The organism is Jeotgalibacillus proteolyticus, assembly GCF_002926065.1.
In the GTDB taxonomy this organism is placed as follows: domain Bacteria; phylum Bacillota; class Bacilli; order Bacillales; family Jeotgalibacillaceae; genus Jeotgalibacillus; species Jeotgalibacillus proteolyticus.
The window spans coordinates 232,640-248,789 of the sequence record NZ_PREZ01000003.1; the positions used below are offsets into that span (position 1 = coordinate 232,640).

General features: G+C 39.4%; 17 protein-coding genes. 4 read left to right on the forward strand and 13 right to left on the reverse strand.

What is annotated here, in order from left to right; genetic code table 11:
- Positions 1 to 480: 480 nt before the first annotated feature.
- Positions 481 to 1,539: an ATP-binding protein gene (locus tag C4B60_RS08120; protein ID WP_104057500.1), complete on the forward strand. Its 1,059-nt coding sequence runs from the start codon at positions 481 to 483 to the stop codon at positions 1,537 to 1,539.
- Positions 1,540 to 1,575: 36 nt separating this feature from the next.
- Here C4B60_RS08120 and C4B60_RS08125 read toward each other — a convergent pair whose 3' ends face one another.
- The 3 genes from C4B60_RS08125 to C4B60_RS08135 form a co-directional block, all read right to left on the reverse strand.
- Positions 1,576 to 2,358, reverse strand: a complete 783-nt coding sequence (locus tag C4B60_RS08125; protein ID WP_104057501.1) for a hypothetical protein — start codon at positions 2,356 to 2,358, stop codon at positions 1,576 to 1,578.
- 468 nt (positions 2,359 to 2,826) lie between these two features.
- The gene (locus C4B60_RS08130) at positions 2,827 to 3,510 is read right to left on the reverse strand and encodes a Na-translocating system protein MpsC family protein (protein ID WP_104057502.1); all 684 of its coding nucleotides are present in this window, start codon (positions 3,508 to 3,510) and stop codon (positions 2,827 to 2,829) included.
- 684 nt (positions 3,511 to 4,194) lie between these two features.
- Positions 4,195 to 6,057, reverse strand: a complete 1,863-nt coding sequence (locus C4B60_RS08135; RefSeq protein ID WP_104057503.1) for an LTA synthase family protein — start codon at positions 6,055 to 6,057, stop codon at positions 4,195 to 4,197.
- A 283-nt stretch (positions 6,058 to 6,340) separates the two neighbouring features.
- Between C4B60_RS08135 and C4B60_RS08140 the strand changes: the two genes are divergently transcribed.
- Positions 6,341 to 6,805, forward strand: a complete 465-nt coding sequence (locus C4B60_RS08140; protein WP_104057504.1) for a VanZ family protein — start codon at positions 6,341 to 6,343, stop codon at positions 6,803 to 6,805.
- 272 nt (positions 6,806 to 7,077) lie between these two features.
- Here C4B60_RS08140 and C4B60_RS08145 read toward each other — a convergent pair whose 3' ends face one another.
- The gene (locus C4B60_RS08145; RefSeq protein WP_167578607.1) at positions 7,078 to 7,902 is read right to left on the reverse strand and encodes an STAS domain-containing protein; all 825 of its coding nucleotides are present in this window, start codon (positions 7,900 to 7,902) and stop codon (positions 7,078 to 7,080) included.
- A 161-nt stretch (positions 7,903 to 8,063) separates the two neighbouring features.
- Positions 8,064 to 8,810, reverse strand: a complete 747-nt coding sequence (locus C4B60_RS08150; RefSeq protein ID WP_104057506.1) for a MerR family transcriptional regulator — start codon at positions 8,808 to 8,810, stop codon at positions 8,064 to 8,066.
- Positions 8,811 to 8,968: 158 nt separating this feature from the next.
- Here C4B60_RS08150 and C4B60_RS08155 point away from each other — a divergent pair, with 158 nt between their 5' ends.
- Together C4B60_RS08155 and C4B60_RS08160 are read left to right on the forward strand one after the other, a co-directional pair.
- Positions 8,969 to 9,184: a helix-turn-helix transcriptional regulator gene (locus tag C4B60_RS08155; RefSeq protein ID WP_104057507.1), complete on the forward strand. Its 216-nt coding sequence runs from the start codon at positions 8,969 to 8,971 to the stop codon at positions 9,182 to 9,184.
- Complete coding sequence (locus tag C4B60_RS08160) at positions 9,174 to 9,647, forward strand: hypothetical protein (RefSeq protein WP_104057508.1); 474 nt, start codon at positions 9,174 to 9,176, stop codon at positions 9,645 to 9,647. The genes C4B60_RS08155 and C4B60_RS08160 overlap by 11 nt, the downstream gene beginning before the upstream one ends.
- A 145-nt stretch (positions 9,648 to 9,792) precedes the next feature.
- On the opposite strand, the gene C4B60_RS08165 is transcribed toward C4B60_RS08160, so the two are convergent.
- The 8 genes from C4B60_RS08165 to C4B60_RS21390 form a co-directional block, all read right to left on the reverse strand.
- Positions 9,793 to 10,503, reverse strand: a complete 711-nt coding sequence (locus C4B60_RS08165) for an ABC transporter permease (RefSeq protein ID WP_104057509.1) — start codon at positions 10,501 to 10,503, stop codon at positions 9,793 to 9,795.
- The gene (locus C4B60_RS08170) at positions 10,500 to 11,348 is read right to left on the reverse strand and encodes an ABC transporter ATP-binding protein (protein ID WP_104057510.1); all 849 of its coding nucleotides are present in this window, start codon (positions 11,346 to 11,348) and stop codon (positions 10,500 to 10,502) included. The genes C4B60_RS08165 and C4B60_RS08170 overlap by 4 nt, the downstream gene beginning before the upstream one ends.
- A gap of 133 nt (positions 11,349 to 11,481) precedes the next feature.
- Positions 11,482 to 12,513, reverse strand: a complete 1,032-nt coding sequence (locus C4B60_RS08175; protein WP_104057511.1) for a LytTR family transcriptional regulator DNA-binding domain-containing protein — start codon at positions 12,511 to 12,513, stop codon at positions 11,482 to 11,484.
- Positions 12,514 to 12,535: 22 nt separating this feature from the next.
- Positions 12,536 to 13,327 (reverse strand): alpha/beta hydrolase, encoded by a 792-nt coding sequence (locus C4B60_RS08180; protein WP_104057512.1) that lies wholly within the window; start codon positions 13,325 to 13,327, stop codon positions 12,536 to 12,538.
- Between the two features lie 152 nt (positions 13,328 to 13,479).
- Positions 13,480 to 14,400: a DMT family transporter gene (locus tag C4B60_RS08185; RefSeq protein ID WP_104057513.1), complete on the reverse strand. Its 921-nt coding sequence runs from the start codon at positions 14,398 to 14,400 to the stop codon at positions 13,480 to 13,482.
- A 299-nt stretch (positions 14,401 to 14,699) separates the two neighbouring features.
- The gene (locus tag C4B60_RS08190) at positions 14,700 to 15,353 is read right to left on the reverse strand and encodes an MOSC domain-containing protein (RefSeq protein ID WP_104057514.1); all 654 of its coding nucleotides are present in this window, start codon (positions 15,351 to 15,353) and stop codon (positions 14,700 to 14,702) included.
- 24 nt (positions 15,354 to 15,377) lie between these two features.
- Positions 15,378 to 15,893 carry a GNAT family N-acetyltransferase gene (locus C4B60_RS08195; RefSeq protein WP_104057515.1) on the reverse strand — a complete coding sequence of 172 codons (516 nt, stop codon included), beginning with the start codon at positions 15,891 to 15,893 and terminating at the stop codon, positions 15,378 to 15,380.
- Between the two features lie 12 nt (positions 15,894 to 15,905).
- Positions 15,906 to 16,043: a hypothetical protein gene (locus C4B60_RS21390; protein WP_167578608.1), complete on the reverse strand. Its 138-nt coding sequence runs from the start codon at positions 16,041 to 16,043 to the stop codon at positions 15,906 to 15,908.
- Positions 16,044 to 16,150 lie beyond the last annotated feature (107 nt).

The window sequence follows — 16,150 nt, forward strand, 5'->3', positions numbered from 1 at the left end:
CCACCCCGAGGAAAGCGTCCCCCTGAAGCGGAAATCAACACGCCCTATTTTAAATAAACACAACCATAACTTTATGATTCCAAAGAACTTTATTAAGTCTCCAGGAGTTGATTGCAGCGTAAGGGGGCGACTCCTGCGGGATGAAGCGGGAGCTTGAGATCCACTTGCGCTAGCAAGTTAGCTTAAGCCCCGCCCCGCGGAAAGCGTCCCCCTGAAGCGGAAATCAACACGCCCTATTTTAAATAAACAAAACCATAACACTCCCATACAAAATAAAGCCCTGTCGAAAAAACTAAAATAAAGTCCGAAATTGTAAGAAAAACGATTATTAAGAAAATAATAACAATATCTCTTCCCACCACAATAAATAATGTTATAAAATAGGAAAAGAAAAAGATTATCAATTTATTATGTCTAACCTTCTCCCTGCGTATTCTGGAATAGTAAAGATTCATTTGATAAGGGGTTGCTAACAAAAGGATGGGGAAAACGTTAAATAACACAACAGCATTAGACAGCGAAAAAATTTACAGGCAGGTCCTGGAATATTCTCTTGACAGCACAGTCATCCACTCAGACTATTCCCTCCTCTTTATAAATGAAGCAGGATCCGAACTTTTAAGAGGCTCTAAAGATGCCTTCTGCGGATTTTGTATCCTGGATTTCTTTGAAGATGATCATTTCAAACAACTGATGCAGGAGCGAATAATAAGTGCACACACAACCAAGGAACCCGTTCCTGTTTTAGAAGCAGCCATCACCCGCTTAGACGGTACCAGATTTGATGCTGAAATTCATTCCCGGCAGATTCAGTATGGTGATCGGGATGTTATACAGACCATTTTCAGAGACATAACGAAACAAAAAGAAGCAGAAAGATGGATGAAGGATAAGGACAAGCTTGCTTCAGTTGGACAGATTGCGGCAGGTATCGCGCATGAAGTAAAAAACCCCCTTACCGCAGTAAAGGGCTTTTTACAGCTTTTAGAAGAATCTTACACTCATCCCTATTTAACTACCATGAAAAGCGAACTAAATATTGCGATAAACACCCTTACAAATCTCCTCCATGTTTCAAAGCCCGATTTGTACGAGGAAGAAATCGTCCCAATCTACTTATGCAAGGAACTGGACGCTCTTCTTTTACTTTTTCAGGATCGATTTTATGATATTGAGGTAGAGATGCATTTGAAGGATGCTTCTGTTTTTATCCTGGGTAAAAGAAACCTGTTTCTGAAAGCATTTTTCAACTTATTCAAAAATGCAATAGAAGCAATTAGCGGGAGCGGGAAAATAATTATCAGTCATTATGTTGAAGAGGGTATGGTACATGTTAAAATCCGCGATTCAGGTGTAGGAATTCCGAAGGATAAGATTAATATACTCGGCACTCCGTTTTACTCCAGTAAAAATGAAGGGACGGGACTCGGACTTACCCAGGTTTTCACAACGATCTTTGATCATGGAGGCAGCGTATCTGTCTGCAGTGAGGTAGGAAAAGGCACCACCTTCCATATTAAACTTCCATTTAATCAATGAATAAAAAATCGGTATGGCGAGAGAGCCATACCGATTTTAATTTGCTATAGAAGGTGTGACCATAAAAGCTTGAATATCCAGCTCGATCATACTTAAAAAATCGTTTAATTTAAGAGGTGTGATAAATATCTGATCGTTTTCAGCTTTTTTAAAGTCGATATACCAAACACAATCTCCACCTGGAATAAACGATATACTTTGATCGACCTCCAGTTTATTTCGTTTATTTAAAAATGAGAGAGTATAGATTTCTTTTTTATTTTGATTAAAATCGTAAATGAATTGACGAAAAGCAGGCGGTGCACTTTTTTCGGCAATAAGCTCTTGTGTTAATGCTCCAGTCATCTGATAAAGCTCTTCAAATGTATCCTGGGTAAGCTCAAGTGTTAGAAACTCCATATCCTTAAATAATGCATAGGTTTGAGATCTGTACCATACATTCAGAGTTTCAGTAATTTTCTCTCCATGAAAAGAAAAAAAGTGCTTCCCATTGCATATCTCCTGAACCATAAAGCTTTTTTGAGAGAAGGGATGAATAAAACGAATCCGGTCTTTCTCAAGCCACCGTACTGCCGGTTTAAATTGTCCAAGAAAATGAATCATCTGCTCCAGGCGGTCAGCCAGTCCAGTTGGGCGACCTGAATCTAAATACCCCTTAGCAGCAAGGGTTTTTACCGGCTCATAGACAGAATTCTCTGGCTGCAGCTGTGAGGGGAAAATATACCAATCCAGCATTTTATTGGCTATATCCCGTTCATAGCCGCTCAGTGAAAGAACAGCGGCCAATTCTTCATGTGTGAGAGTAATGGTTGAATTCATTTTATGAGCCTCCAATAGAGTTTTATAGGTAAACTTCCTAAGGCGACTAAATCTTAGACAACCGAGCTGATCATTAATTCAAAAGCAAAAAGCTATTAAACTTTTCATTTATTTAAACGATACAAGCAGACAAATTTCTGGAATAAGCAGTAACTTGCTGACATAAATTAGTATATATACTATTGTAAAATAAGCGATTTCTAATAGCAATGCGAACAATAAAAACGTGAGTAAAGTATGAGTTTATAATCTTCTATCACAGTCTATAGATGCACAAAAATTCAGAATTTACTGTAAAAAGTCTCTTGTACAACCCTATTGAAAGATTCTGTTGATTTAAAAAGATAATTTATACATTATCTAAGTTATATTTACTATTACTTAAAATGAATACGAACATTCTTAAAGCAAATTCACTGTACAAAAAAACTCCTTACCGTCTCAACGATAAGAAGCCTTACTATCCTATTATTCAATACATAATATTATATAGCCAATATCTTCTTCAAAATCCCAATCAACAAATATCTCTTTTATTTTCTTTTGAATAAGGGACTCAAGCTTCGATTCCCTAATCAATTGCTTTTCCATTGGACGTTTCGTTAGGATCAGTTCCTCTGAATAGCCATTCTTAATTAATTCCCGCTCAATTCGAACAAGAATACCCTGCCTTTTAGCCAGAACCGTTCGATCACTAAGCCAATAGACCTCTGTATGTTCAGGTATTTTCTGCCCCTTCTTTGTTAAAAGATCAACTTCCTCGCGAAAGGCTTCCCTGTCTAAATGATTTGGCCATGCTCCTTCATTGCTTTCTTCATCCTTCATAATTCCAAAGATCATTCCGGATTGATTTTCAAGAGACCAATTGTAATAGAGCTTATCAATTTCTATAGGTGATAAGGTATTCAATACCTTCTTCATTTCCGGAAGAATATTTTCCATGATGAGATCACGCGTCTCCTCTACCCGCTTTCTTTCCTTGCGATCAAGAAGTACACGCTCCATTGGCGCTAAAAAATCACGAAGGTGAATGGTTATAAACGGTTTTTTGTACGTTATATAAATAGAAGTTGGTCCTTTCCCAAAATGGTCTCTGAGTAGTTTTCCTGTATATTTAACCATTTCTGAATACATTTCAGCTTCAATCTTCAAATAAAGTCTCCTTTCCTGCAAGACGTATTCTTCATCGTAACTATATAGTACAAACACAAAAGAAAAAAATAAATGGAATAATGTGCAATTTAAAATAAGTTTTGTGTCTTAACTTAGACTAAGAGCCGCAGAATTTACAAGTACTATAGCTTTCCTCATTGATAAGCTGTTCTACATAGGAAACACTATGGGTAAATTCCCGATTTTGCATAGAACTGGTATGAAAACCACACTGGTCTCCAGCAAATGATGTACGATGAATAGATTTTGTCTCATGATCAATTAAATAATTCAATTAACCTCATCCCTTCTTAGAAATTTCCTATCTTAACTAATAAGGACGTTAGGTAGTCTTCTCCAGTATCACCCTATAAATTCCAATTGAACATATGTAGAAAATGGAAAATAAAAAAAGCCGAAAAGGATCGCTTAGGATCCTTTTCGGCTTATGTTCGACTCTATCGTCCGACTCATTTTAACCTACTATTTTATCAATAAGATTCAATTGGATTTTGCGTCTAAAGACAGGATTTATCGTTACTTTCATTATATTGGAAACGCTATTGTTTTCCTACTTTCTTTATTCTACTAAAAGGTGTAAGAGTAGTAAAGAAATCTATATTGATAATTCCTGCTCTTTTTTCCCAAGAAATCTTTTATTAATTTTGTTTTCTTGCAAAGACATTAGCGCTCAGACTGGAGCTGCTGAATACCATCCTTTCTAATCACAAGATCAGATAGCCTTAATTGCCGGGCTGCTTCCTCAGAAATTTCCTCGCACTTCCCTGAGGAGACCTTCTTCTCCGTTTCCAGCGAATAACAGGCTCCGCCTTCTGCATCCCAAAGACTTGCCTCATAGTAGAACGTATCATCAATGGCTGATCCGTCTCTAAACACAACCATATTTTCTTCATCAGAAAACAAGGAGGCTCCCATCATGTAATCGGATTGAAGTCCGAGCATCGATAAAATTGTCGGGGCAACGTCAAGCTGTCCACCAGCTTTTTCGATCACCTCTCCATTATTTCCCTGCCCTTGTGGAGGTTTAATAAATAAGGGTACTCTTCTCCCCAGCTGAACAAAATCAACAGCTGATTCCGCATCTTCAAAATCAGCCATTTCCCTTCCCTGCTTTTGCAGGGCACTGTCGTGATCACCGTAAACAACGATCAGGGAATCCTCCCACATTCCTACTTCCACCAATTTTTCCTTCATTTCACCAAAGGCACTATCTACGTAATGGATGTTGTGGTAATAGTTTTGTAAAATTTCTTCATCAAACCTATCAAGGTCAAGAACTCTCTTATCTTTTGGAAAATCATAAGGTGTATGGCTGGTAAGAGCGACCATAAAAGCAAAGTAAGGTGCCTCCAGCTCCTTCATTTTTTCTACTCCGGTCAAAAAGAAGTCTTTATCATTTAATGTAAGACCGATAATATCTCCATCCGGGAAGTCTTCAATGCTATAGAAAGTATCATATCCAAAATTCTCATATACCTGATCCCGGTTCCAAAAATTTGGTCTGAACGCATGAAAAGCAGCTGTTTCATATCCATTTTCCTTCAATCGGCCAGGCAGAGTATCAAATAAATGATCTGAATATCTCGTATATACCGAGCCGGATTTTAATGGGTATAAGGAAGAGTTGATAATAAATTCAGCATCGGATGTGCGTCCTTCATGCGTTTGATGATAAAAATTCGGAAAGTAAGCAGACTCATCTTTCAGCTCATTTAAATGAGGGGTGAGCATCTGCCCGTCAATTTCCTGATCAATGACAGACGTTTGAAACGATTCCAGCTGAATGACAATAACATTAGGCAGCTGCTCGGGCGGTTCCCCGGCTTCTGGATCTTTTCCGTCAAAAAAATTATCAATACTCTCCTTTTCATCTTCTGTAAGCGTGGTGTCCTCAAACCAGTTTTCATACATTTCATCCCTTAAATCTACTGCATGGTAGCCAATCATGCCTATTTGATAATAACGGCTTAAATTAGAAACCGGCTCTTCTTTGCTCCCCGCCTGATCATTAGAAAAGCTTAAGACAGAAGGGGAATAAAAAAGAAAAAGTCCTGCTGTCAGTGCTGCAGCGGCTGACACAACTCTTCGTTTTTTTGTATAGGTTTGAAACTTTTGCTTTCGCAGGAAGACTAATACAACCAGAAAAATAACAGCGTCAAGGAAGAATAAAAAATCACTCCAGTAAATTAAATCCTGCATTCCTCCGCCTACCGCATCCATCTGCGGCAGCTGAATTATAAGTGATGCCGAAAGAAAATCTGTAAAGTAACGGTAATACCAAATATTTGAGATGATAAGAAATGAAATTAAAATGGTAAACCCAACAAGCATCCATCTTCTAACCTTCGGAGAGATTAGCAAAATCCAAAAAGACAAAAGAAAAATACTTCCAAGGGAAACCACACTTAATCGGAAGCTAAAATATGTACCCGTCGCAACACTGAGTAAATATAATTTTAAAAGTAATAAACCGACATATATAAAATAATCTCCATATAGTCGTAACACACGTCTCAAGCCTTCCATCAAATCCCCCTATCTGCATGCATCCTAACCTTCCTAATATACCCTTAGCAAAAAAGGGAAAAACAATTAGGAAAGTATCAGGGTTTCAAATAGAACGGCCACAGATCCAAAGAAAACTACTTCCCTCAACGTGTTTATAGGAAGGGTACAGTATACCGGCCCTTCAAGGAACATTTTAGTATTACAATATACTATTTTAGGAAAATCATTATTTAGATGGCACCGTTTCAGGTGTAAATGGTAAAATATTCTTATAGATAATTTAACACTAGAGGGAGAGAAGATGAAAAGGATTCGGGGTTTTGTAGTAAGCATTAGTTTTATCATTTATGTGCTCGCTTTAACAGTTCTATTATTTATGGGGGCAAGAGGTTATGTATGGGCAGATTTAACGACGTTGGAGTACATCAAGTTATATTCGAATTTTGTTCCCTTTCAAACGATCAGTACATATGTAGAAGCGATTTTCACCGGAAGTATGAATCTTGATATTCCGATAAAAAATCTCGCTGGTAATTTTATCATGTTCTTGCCAATGGGGTTCTACCTGCCCTATTTTATAAGAAAACTAAACAAAATAACTATTTTCTCAATTGCTATGATTCTATTGTTATTCAGTATTGAAGTCATTCAATTAGCAACAAAAAGAGGGAGTTTTGATATTGATGACTTTATTCTTAATATGTCCGGAGCTTTGCTGGGTTTTGTCATTTGGAAATGGAAGGCAGTTCAACAATTACTGAAATAGAATTACCGCCAAGCTTCTAAAGAGGCGGGAACCGGGTAACGAGGGTGGGACATAACAATAATTTTAGAAACGTGAGGTGAACGGAGCGTAAGGGGGTGACTCCAGCGGGAGGAAGCGGGAGCTTGAGATCCACTTGCGTTAGCAAGTTAGCTCAAGCCCCGCCCCGCGGAAAGCATCCCCCTGAAGCGCAGTGAACCGGGTAAAGGGTCTAAGACAAATTTGTCTTAGACCCTTTATTAATACTTCTTCTTACGCACATTCACTGACAGTGTTCAGTTAACTATATATTTACTTAAGGCCTGCTGCAGCGTTCCCAATGTTGGTACTTCTTCATTTAATCTTATTCCCACATTGATCATATTCTTAACTACTTCAGGTCTTAGTCCCGTAATCACCGTTTCGCAGCCCATTAATGATGTACCATCAATAATTCTCATTAAATGTGCAATAACCTCCGGCTCCATCTTCATAATTCCGGACAAGTCCAAAATTAGGGAATGAATACGCAGCCGTTCAATTTCCACTAAAACTTTTTCTTCCAGGACATGCATCCGATGAAGGTCAACCTCACCAATCAAAGGTAAAACGCTTATAGTAGACGTTATTGGTATGATGGGTACTGAAAGATTTTCAACTAATTCTTTTTGCGCCCTTATCAACGAATCTTTGTATTGAGAGTATGTAAGAAATAAACCATTTAAAAAATGGTCCACTTGATTATTTACTTGTTTCTCTATGGAGAAGAATTCTTCAGTTAAGTTCTTATCCCTTTCTTCATTGTATGCCTGCAGGAACTTCCACAGCGTTCTTCGAATGGCCTGCACCCACTCTAATTTTAACGTTAACGGGATTTCATGGGATGCCCAGGCTATCCCTTCTTGTTTAGCAAATGATTCAAGCTCCTGTTGTTCACCCTTAATGATGTATTGGACCAGCTTATGAGCATTGTTTATTAAGTCAATATTGCCCACCGTTAAAATCTCTTCGATTTTTTCTTTCACGTTAGATGCTTCATTTAATAATGAACCTTCAAAGTTCTCTTTCTTATCTTGAATGAATTCCAGCAGTTTATTTACATCCAGTGAGCCCGTCATCATTTATCCTCCTTTTATCGTTACTTTTATTATTTTAATACTATAACTCAATAAATTAAAGTAAATTGGAATGAACCTCTATTAGTTTGCACAAGCCATCAAAATTCTACACAAAAAAAGCCCGGCGCTTGATTTTGAGTTCAGCTGCCGGACTATAGTTACTTTTACAAGCCTTTGGTATCCGAATAAAACGCCATTGCATCTCTTAGAAACAGAGATAAGCCTTCCCCAAATTGATCAATATTTTTCGTGAAACGAGGATCATCTACATAAAGCTGACCCAGACCTTTAAACCCTTCTTTAGAATACGTCCCCATTTTATTCAGCCAGGTAAACCATTCATCCATTAATGCCTGAGCCTCACTGGAATCTGCTCGCAAGTGTCGGATTGCTGCCATCCTGATAAACAGATGATTCATTTCCTCCTTCATATTTTTCTGTTCACCTTTTGTTAAATTAGATATTTTCTGATTGGATTCGTCTACAGCTTTGTCTCCCCAGCGATTTCGTGCTTCCTGCTCGTAGGGATTGCTGCTGAAATCAAAGCCTTCAAATTTTTCTTTTTGACTCATTCGAATCTCTCCTTTCATGTGTAAAATCGTTTTGTCTATCGAGGCAAGAAGCTGGTCAAGCCGACTTCGTTTTTCCAGCAGCATGCTTCTATGAAGATGAAGTGCCTCCTCCTGATCAAAGTCCGGGTTTGTAATGATGTCTTTGATTTTTTTCAGAGGGAAATCAAGCTCTCTAAAAAATAAAATTTGCTGCAGGACTGCAAGATCTTCTTCTGAATAAAGACGATAGCCGGCTTCACTGATCTGATCAGGCTTTAGAAGATCGATTTCATCGTAATGATGCAGTGTGCGCACACTGATTCCAACTAAATTTGCTACTTCCTTTACTTTATATGCCATGATCATATCCTCCCTCATTTCTGATCCTAAGGTATCACGCAACGTCAGAGTCAATACCTAAAATTAAAAAAATGTTAAATAGACTTTACATTTAGAAAAGCATATTCTACAATGAAGGTGGAAATGTTAAGTGCACTTAACATGAAGGTGGGAAGCTTATGTATATAAAAAACAGGGTTCGAGAGCTGCGGACTGCAAACAAGCTAACGCAGGAAGAGCTTGCTTCTAAAGTAAATGTTACAAGACAAACAATTGCCGCGATTGAAAAACAGGACTATGCTCCCTCCCTGCTTCTTGGATTGTTAATTTGCAGGGTGTTTAAGGTGGAAATGGGAGAACTTTTTTGGCTGGGAGGAGAAAATGATGACGAATAGAGCTGGTTTAATGATTGCTTTAAACTTTTTAGCTTTAGTGTGTGTCGGCTGGTTTTCTACAGCGTTGTATTTAGGAAATGAATCCTTTGCAGCGTTCGTTTTTGGTGAAACGGAAGAGTTTTTTCTCTCTTTGCCTTTGACTCCACTTGTTGTTATGCTCATTATTGCAGTTGTAAGCTATTTTCTGCTGAAAAAATTCTCAGGTCGGAAGGTCTCATTCAAAGCAACCCTCCTGCCTCCTGAATTTTCCGAGCAGGATGAAAGAGAAAAAGAAATAACCGCAAGAGCCTGCCGGAATGCATATGTATCCCTTACCTATGCAGTTCCTGCTGTAATAATTATATTAGCTTTTGAACCTGTCTTTAATCGATTAATTCCTGCATCCGCACTGTGGATTCTTCTACTTATCCCGATTGTGCAATTTTCGAGCTATTACTTTACCATTCGTAAGTATGCTGGCTGATTCCTTCTTTTAGGGTACTAGTAGATGAAAATATTTCCCGGAAAATAATCGAAAAAAGGGGGTTGAGAAAATGTGCGTCTCAACCCCCCCTTTATCTGGAACACTGCGTTTTTTGCATTGTCGTTATGTCCCAGATTAATTATACTTATTTATCGATCATTTTCTTTTGGTACATAACTACTACTGCCACTAAAAGTGCAGCCGTCCATGAAATTAGTATGAGGAGATTTGACCATACATCTTCAAAGCCCCCTCCTGCTTCTACTGCGGCACCAAGCTCAACCAACTGCAGGTTCGGCAGGTATTCAGCAATTTTAAGAATAGGGTACTCATCCATAAACACTGTAGCAAATGGCGCGAATGAGAAGAATAGCAGAACTGGCAGAATAGCCACAGACGCTTCCATAACAGATCTCGTCACCAGTCCAAGCAATGTACCAAGGGCAATATAGAAAAAGGTCGAAATGACTAATGCTGTCACAATAATCGCTGGATCAGCAGGCTGAAACCTCATAAAGATCGCAGAAATAAAAAGAATAATCACTGTACTTACAAAGCTTAGGAGACTTTTCCCTGCCATTATTTCACCCGTGCTTGCCGGTGAAAGCATAAGCCCTCTGAGTGTATTCTTTTCTTTTTCTTCAGCAATTAACGACGCCTGAATATAAGCAGCAACAACGGAAAATGTCATATTAAAAACGAGGAAATAACCATCTACCGTATCAACACCTGTACGTCCGTAAAACGCAGCCATGATTAGTGGAAGCACGATCGTTGTTGATACATAAAGATTTTTCATCATGTCCTTATAATCTTTTTGAAAAATAGCCATTGTCCTTCTGATAGTATAATTCATGATAGCTTCCTCCCTGTCACTTCTACAAAAATATCACCAAGTGTTGGTTCATTTGATTGAACACCTGCTACAAGTCCCTCATTCATATAGTTATACAGCTCTTTAGCTCCGGAAGGTCCGCAGTCTACCTCTATTTCTCTGCCATCCGTTAACTCGACCTTCAGTTTTCCGTTTCCGAACTGCTTCCGCAGAGCCTTTGGTTCATTAAGCAGCTGAATGGACCCATTATTTAAGAAAGCAACTCTGTCACATAGGGTTTCCGCTTCATCCATGTCATGAGTAGTCAAGAAAATGGTTGTACCTTCACTCTTCAGCTTTTCCAATCCCTTATAAATATGTCTGGTGTTTACCGGATCAAGAGCCGAGGTCGGCTCGTCTAAAAACAATAAATCCGGCTTATGTAAAAATGTTCTGGCCAGTGTTACCCGTTGCAGCATTCCTTTTGACAGAGCAGAAACAGTCTTTTTCTCTTCTCCCTCTAAATTTACCATTGAAAGCACTTCTGTTATCCGTGTATACGGAACCGAGTATAAATCGCAATACAGCTTCAGGTTGTCGTAAACAGTCAATCTGCTGTAAAGTCCGCTATTATCTGTTAACACACCTATTTTTTTATAGAAATCCTTATTTTGATGCTTTGTTATAGGTATGCCAAATACGGATACGTCCCCGTCCGTGTGCTGAAGCTGTGCGGTAAGAATTTTGATCGTTGTGGTTTTGCCGGATCCACTGGGTCCTAAGAATCCAAATGTTTCTCCCTTTTTCACTTCAAAGGAAACATCCTTTATAGCCTGCTCATTTCCAAAATATTTTGCCAGGTTATGTACTTCAATAATCTTTTCCATTTCGCTCCTCCTTGAATTTCATTGGTTGATTTCTTGACCTAATCGTATAAAAAAACGGATAGGATCGCAGTAATTTCCCAGTGAAAGGAGGTATTTTACGGGTGAATGGAGCATTAAGAGTGATGAATAAACCTTATTTTAAGCCGAGCATTTCTTTTAGCTCAGTCATTTTTGTCTTTGAAAGTGGAATTGAGCTTTTACCTGCTTCATCTAAAATTAAGCTGTAGCTGTTTCTTGTCCAGGTAATCACTTCACGCACTTTTTGAAGATTAACAATATAAGAACGATGACATCTGAAAAAACCAAAAGGAATCAACCGCTGCTCCAAGTCATTTAAAGTGAACATGCACGGATAAATCTGTCCCTTCACATGGACGTTGGACTGCCCTTCACTGCTCTCAATATAATCGATCTCCGGAGGGTTAAATAAAATGATTTTGTCGTTCACCTTAGTAGGGATTTTTTCAAATTTTACCGGCTGTACTTGCTGGATTTCTTCATTTTGTTCTTTTAAAGTCTCTTCCTCTTTTTCTTCTGTCACTTCCAGCGCGTGAAGACCGGATTCATCCAGACGGTACACCCGCTTCGTCACCATTAATGCGCTTTCCATATTGCCCGTCAAAACCAGCACACAGCTATTATCATCAGTAAGCATACGAATAAGCCTGCTGAGAATTTTTTTTGCCTCTAAATCCACATTTTGATCCGGCTCCTCCAAAATAACCGCTTTAGGCTTTTGAAATAGAATCCGTGCAAAAAGCAGCCGTTTCTTTTCTGAGAAGGTTAAAGCAGAAACTCTCAACCGTTTTTTTTCATTTAATTGAATCAGATTAAGGATCTCCTCCACTGTTTCGTTTGCTCCATAAAGCTTTTGATAAAATGCGAGATGCTCTTTGATGGTCAGTCTCTCATATAACCCATCGTTCAAAAATAAAAAGGCTGCCTGATTAAAGTAGACTTTATTTGAAGCGCTCACCTGTTCATTATTAATCATAATACTTCCACCTGAAAGCGGCTTGGAGGCTGAAAGAAGCTCCAATAAAACCGTCCTTACATTTGTGCTTGAATGAATAGCTGCTGTTTCTCCTAGCTTTAGCTCCAGATTAATAGAAGGAAAAACAACAGCATGCTGGATGTTTTTTTCAACGTTACTGATTTTCAACATACACTGACACCTCGGTTACTCTCTATTCATTTCCTTTTCTCGGCAGAGGCAGCCATTTAAGTACATCTTGTATTCTTTCATCCCAATAATCCCATGTATGACCGCGTCCGGGATCTTCTTCATAAAAATGATCGAAGGAAGACGCTTTACAAAGGCTTGCAAACCTCTGATTATCTTCATACAAATGATCGTCGGTGCCGCAAACCTGAAAAAGCTTCGGTTTAACTAATTGCTCCTGATCCACTTTTTTCAGAAGGTATAACAAATCGTCCTCTGTTCCTGCTACCTGGCGATCGCCGAAGATTAGGGAGTAATCATGATAGGGCTCAGCCGAACGTTCAGCAAAAGTCGTAACATCCACTGCGCCTGAAAGACTTGCCGCTGCTGCAAAGACCTCGGGCTTTCTTAAGGCAAGCTTAAATGCCCCATACCCTCCCATTGAAAGACCTGCAACATAATTCTCTTCTCTTTTATGTGATAAAGGAAAAAAGGAGCGCGCCACTGCCGGCAATTCCTCGCTGATAAAAGTCCAGTAACGCTGACCGTATTCCATGTCTGTATAAAAACTCCGGTGAACCTGCGGCATCACGACAGCCAGACCAAGCTCTGATACATAGCGTTCAATTGATGTACGACGAAGCCAGATTGAATCATCATCTGACAAACCGTGCAGCAGGAAAAGTGTCGGATGCAGTCCTGTCGACTGAGCCGTCTTAACCCCGATCTGATTCGTCGTCTGCTGCGGCAAAATAACTGTCATCGTCGTATTAATCCCTAACACCTCAGAAAAAAAATCACACTTCAATAACGCCATAACATCTGCACCCCTTCTCTATCAAACTATTATTATCATATACCATCTGCCAAGCCATTATCTAAAAAATCAAATAAAAACACACAAAAAAACCCAGAAAATGCCGAAAACCCTTCGACAAATTCCGAGTAAATTCAGGGGGTGCCTGTCCTCTATTGCACTTCAGACCTCCGCATTCTCCTCGTCCGGAGCCAGTGATCTATGGCGCCGCTCCCGGAAATGACACCGATAACGATGAGGAAGAAACCAAGTAACTGCTCGATGTAGAGCTGTTCTTTTAATAAAATAGCAGCACTTAAAAGGGAGAATAGGAGATTCAGATTCGTAAAAACGGCTGATTCGCTTGGGCCAATAAGCCGGATCGCATTGTTATAGATCATATGACCAAAGCAGGTTGCCAAAATAGCGGATGCAAAAAAGATGACATACTGATAGCCTTCCCCTTCTAATAAAGAAATGTATCCTGCAGGCTCAGAAAACAGGCTGATAGCACCTAAGAAAAATGAACCGACAACCATCATCCAGCCTGTCAAAAGCAGCACACTCATATCCGTTGAGAATTTCTTAATAAGTACAAAGCTGATGGCCTGTGTTAATGCAGCCAGGAAAATATACAGATCTCCAATAGCAATGGAGAATCCTCCTGTGCTTCCTGCCATCATGACAAAGGATACTCCGGCAAATCCGATTATGATTCCAATAAATTTTAGTATAGTAAGCCGAGCACGCAAAAAAATCATGGCAGCTACAGCGGTTAGAATTGGAATAAGTCCAAGAATTAAACCTGCATTCACTGCAGTAGTCACAGTCAAACCGATTGAAAGAAAATAATGATGACCTACCACATTAAATAAACCGACTCCTGTAATAACGCCAAATTCCCGGCGGGTCGGCATTCGCAGCTGCTTCATAAAATATAAGAAAACTAAAACACTTAGACCTGCAAACAAAATCCTTACTGAAGTCATGGCCACCGGATCAAACGACAAAACCAGCACTTTAAGTGCAACCACATTCACACCCCAGACGACCATTAACGAAACAAGCCATATATAAACGTTTGACGCCTTCATTCTTCTCACCTGATTTCCTTCGTCCAACGAACGAAACTAATTCATTTCTATATCCTACCATGTATCCCGAATATTTTGTTGCCAAAACTTTTACGTTCTACCACACGATAGCAGGTCAAAGAGAAATATACGATCCGGCCAATCGACAAATTCCGAGTGGTGCCTGTCACCACCCGATGTTTCACCGCTCGATATTTCACCACTCGATTAGCGCCACTCGATTAGCACCACGCGAAATCTTCATTTGTACTCATAAAAAAAACAGGACACCCCTCATCCAGGGAAGCCTGTTTTTTTGCTCATGCAAGTTTATTTAATCTAGCTAATAAGGTTTCTCTGAGTGTAGCGGAGAGGGCTTTTAGGGATAGAATTGTATTGAGTTCTTCCGCTGAAGCTTTTTTGTTGTATTTGACTTTATTTACGTCTCTGATTGAGATACGGAGAGGATCTTTTTCTATTAATTCTAAAGGATCTCCTGGTGCTGCATAGCCTTCCTTTAGAACGCGGAACATAAAGCCTGTGTAGCCTGTTTTCTGCATTCGACTAACTATGTCCGGAATGTCGTATTTTGCAGCCAGCTTGTAGCAAGGCTGTCTCGGCTCCGTTACCTGAACGACTGCCTCTCCCAGCTGAAACGTGTCCCCTACACAAGTGTTTTCCTCTGTTAAGCCAAGTGTTGATAGATTTTCTCCAAATAGGGCATCATGATCTAAATGCCCAAGCAGGTCATTCCAGTATTCTTTGTAATCATATGGATAAAGACAGAGCGCTTTTTCTGTTCCTCCGTGCTGCTCGTAGGCCTGCTCGTCATCTGAAATCCCGGTCACGCTGATCCAGACAGGCTTTACCGCTGCACTTTTTCTAATAGCTGATTCAAAGCTTTTCGTTCCATATGTAAGCTTTTCAATTTTCCCTACATTCAGCGAGTGAACTTGATAGGTGGTCGTTTGCATGTTCTTCCTCCAAATAATAAAAGTTTAGTCTAAACGGAAATCCTTTAAGCTTTTCCAGCCATAAGCCGTTTCCGGATGGGTTCTCCCCTTAATCTTAAAGGACTGATGATCAATTGGCTGACCGCCAAGTTTTTTGTAAAAGGACGAACAGGGATTTTCATCAAGAGCCCAAATGAGCACTCCGCCTACTCCCAACCCGGATAAAGAATCTGCCATTCTCTTAATTAATTTTGTTCCAATTCCTTTTCCTTGATGCTCCTGCAATAAATAGATGGCGTAAATCTCAAAAGGATAATCAGGATATTTCTTATCCCGTTCGAGTCCTCCTATCACAAAGCCGATAACAGAGCCCGCTTCCCTTGCAACATAGGTAAAGCTGTCTTCTTTTTTATTCCCTTTCGCCCAGGCCTCAGCCCACTTCTCAGGCGTCATCCCCTCAAGAAAATCAGGATCAACAATCCCTGCATATGTAGTTCTCCAGCTTGCGATTCTTACTTCACTAATAGCTAATGCATCCTCTTTTATGGCTTCCCGAATCATTTCTCTTCCCCCTTACCCCCTGATGATTCCTTTACTTGAAGCGTTAAGCACTTCTTTATCATGCTGATTTTTATAAATACCGAATTGATGAACATCCTCTTGTGTAAAAGTTTTTCCAAAGCTCAAAGTATCTCCTATACTCACAGTCACCAACACTACCCCCTGCTTATTTCTGGTAGTTATTAGTATATCTTATGATGAAAAGAGAATGAACAGAAATTCATATTTTTGTAAGGGAAATGCTTTAGATTTGGTGA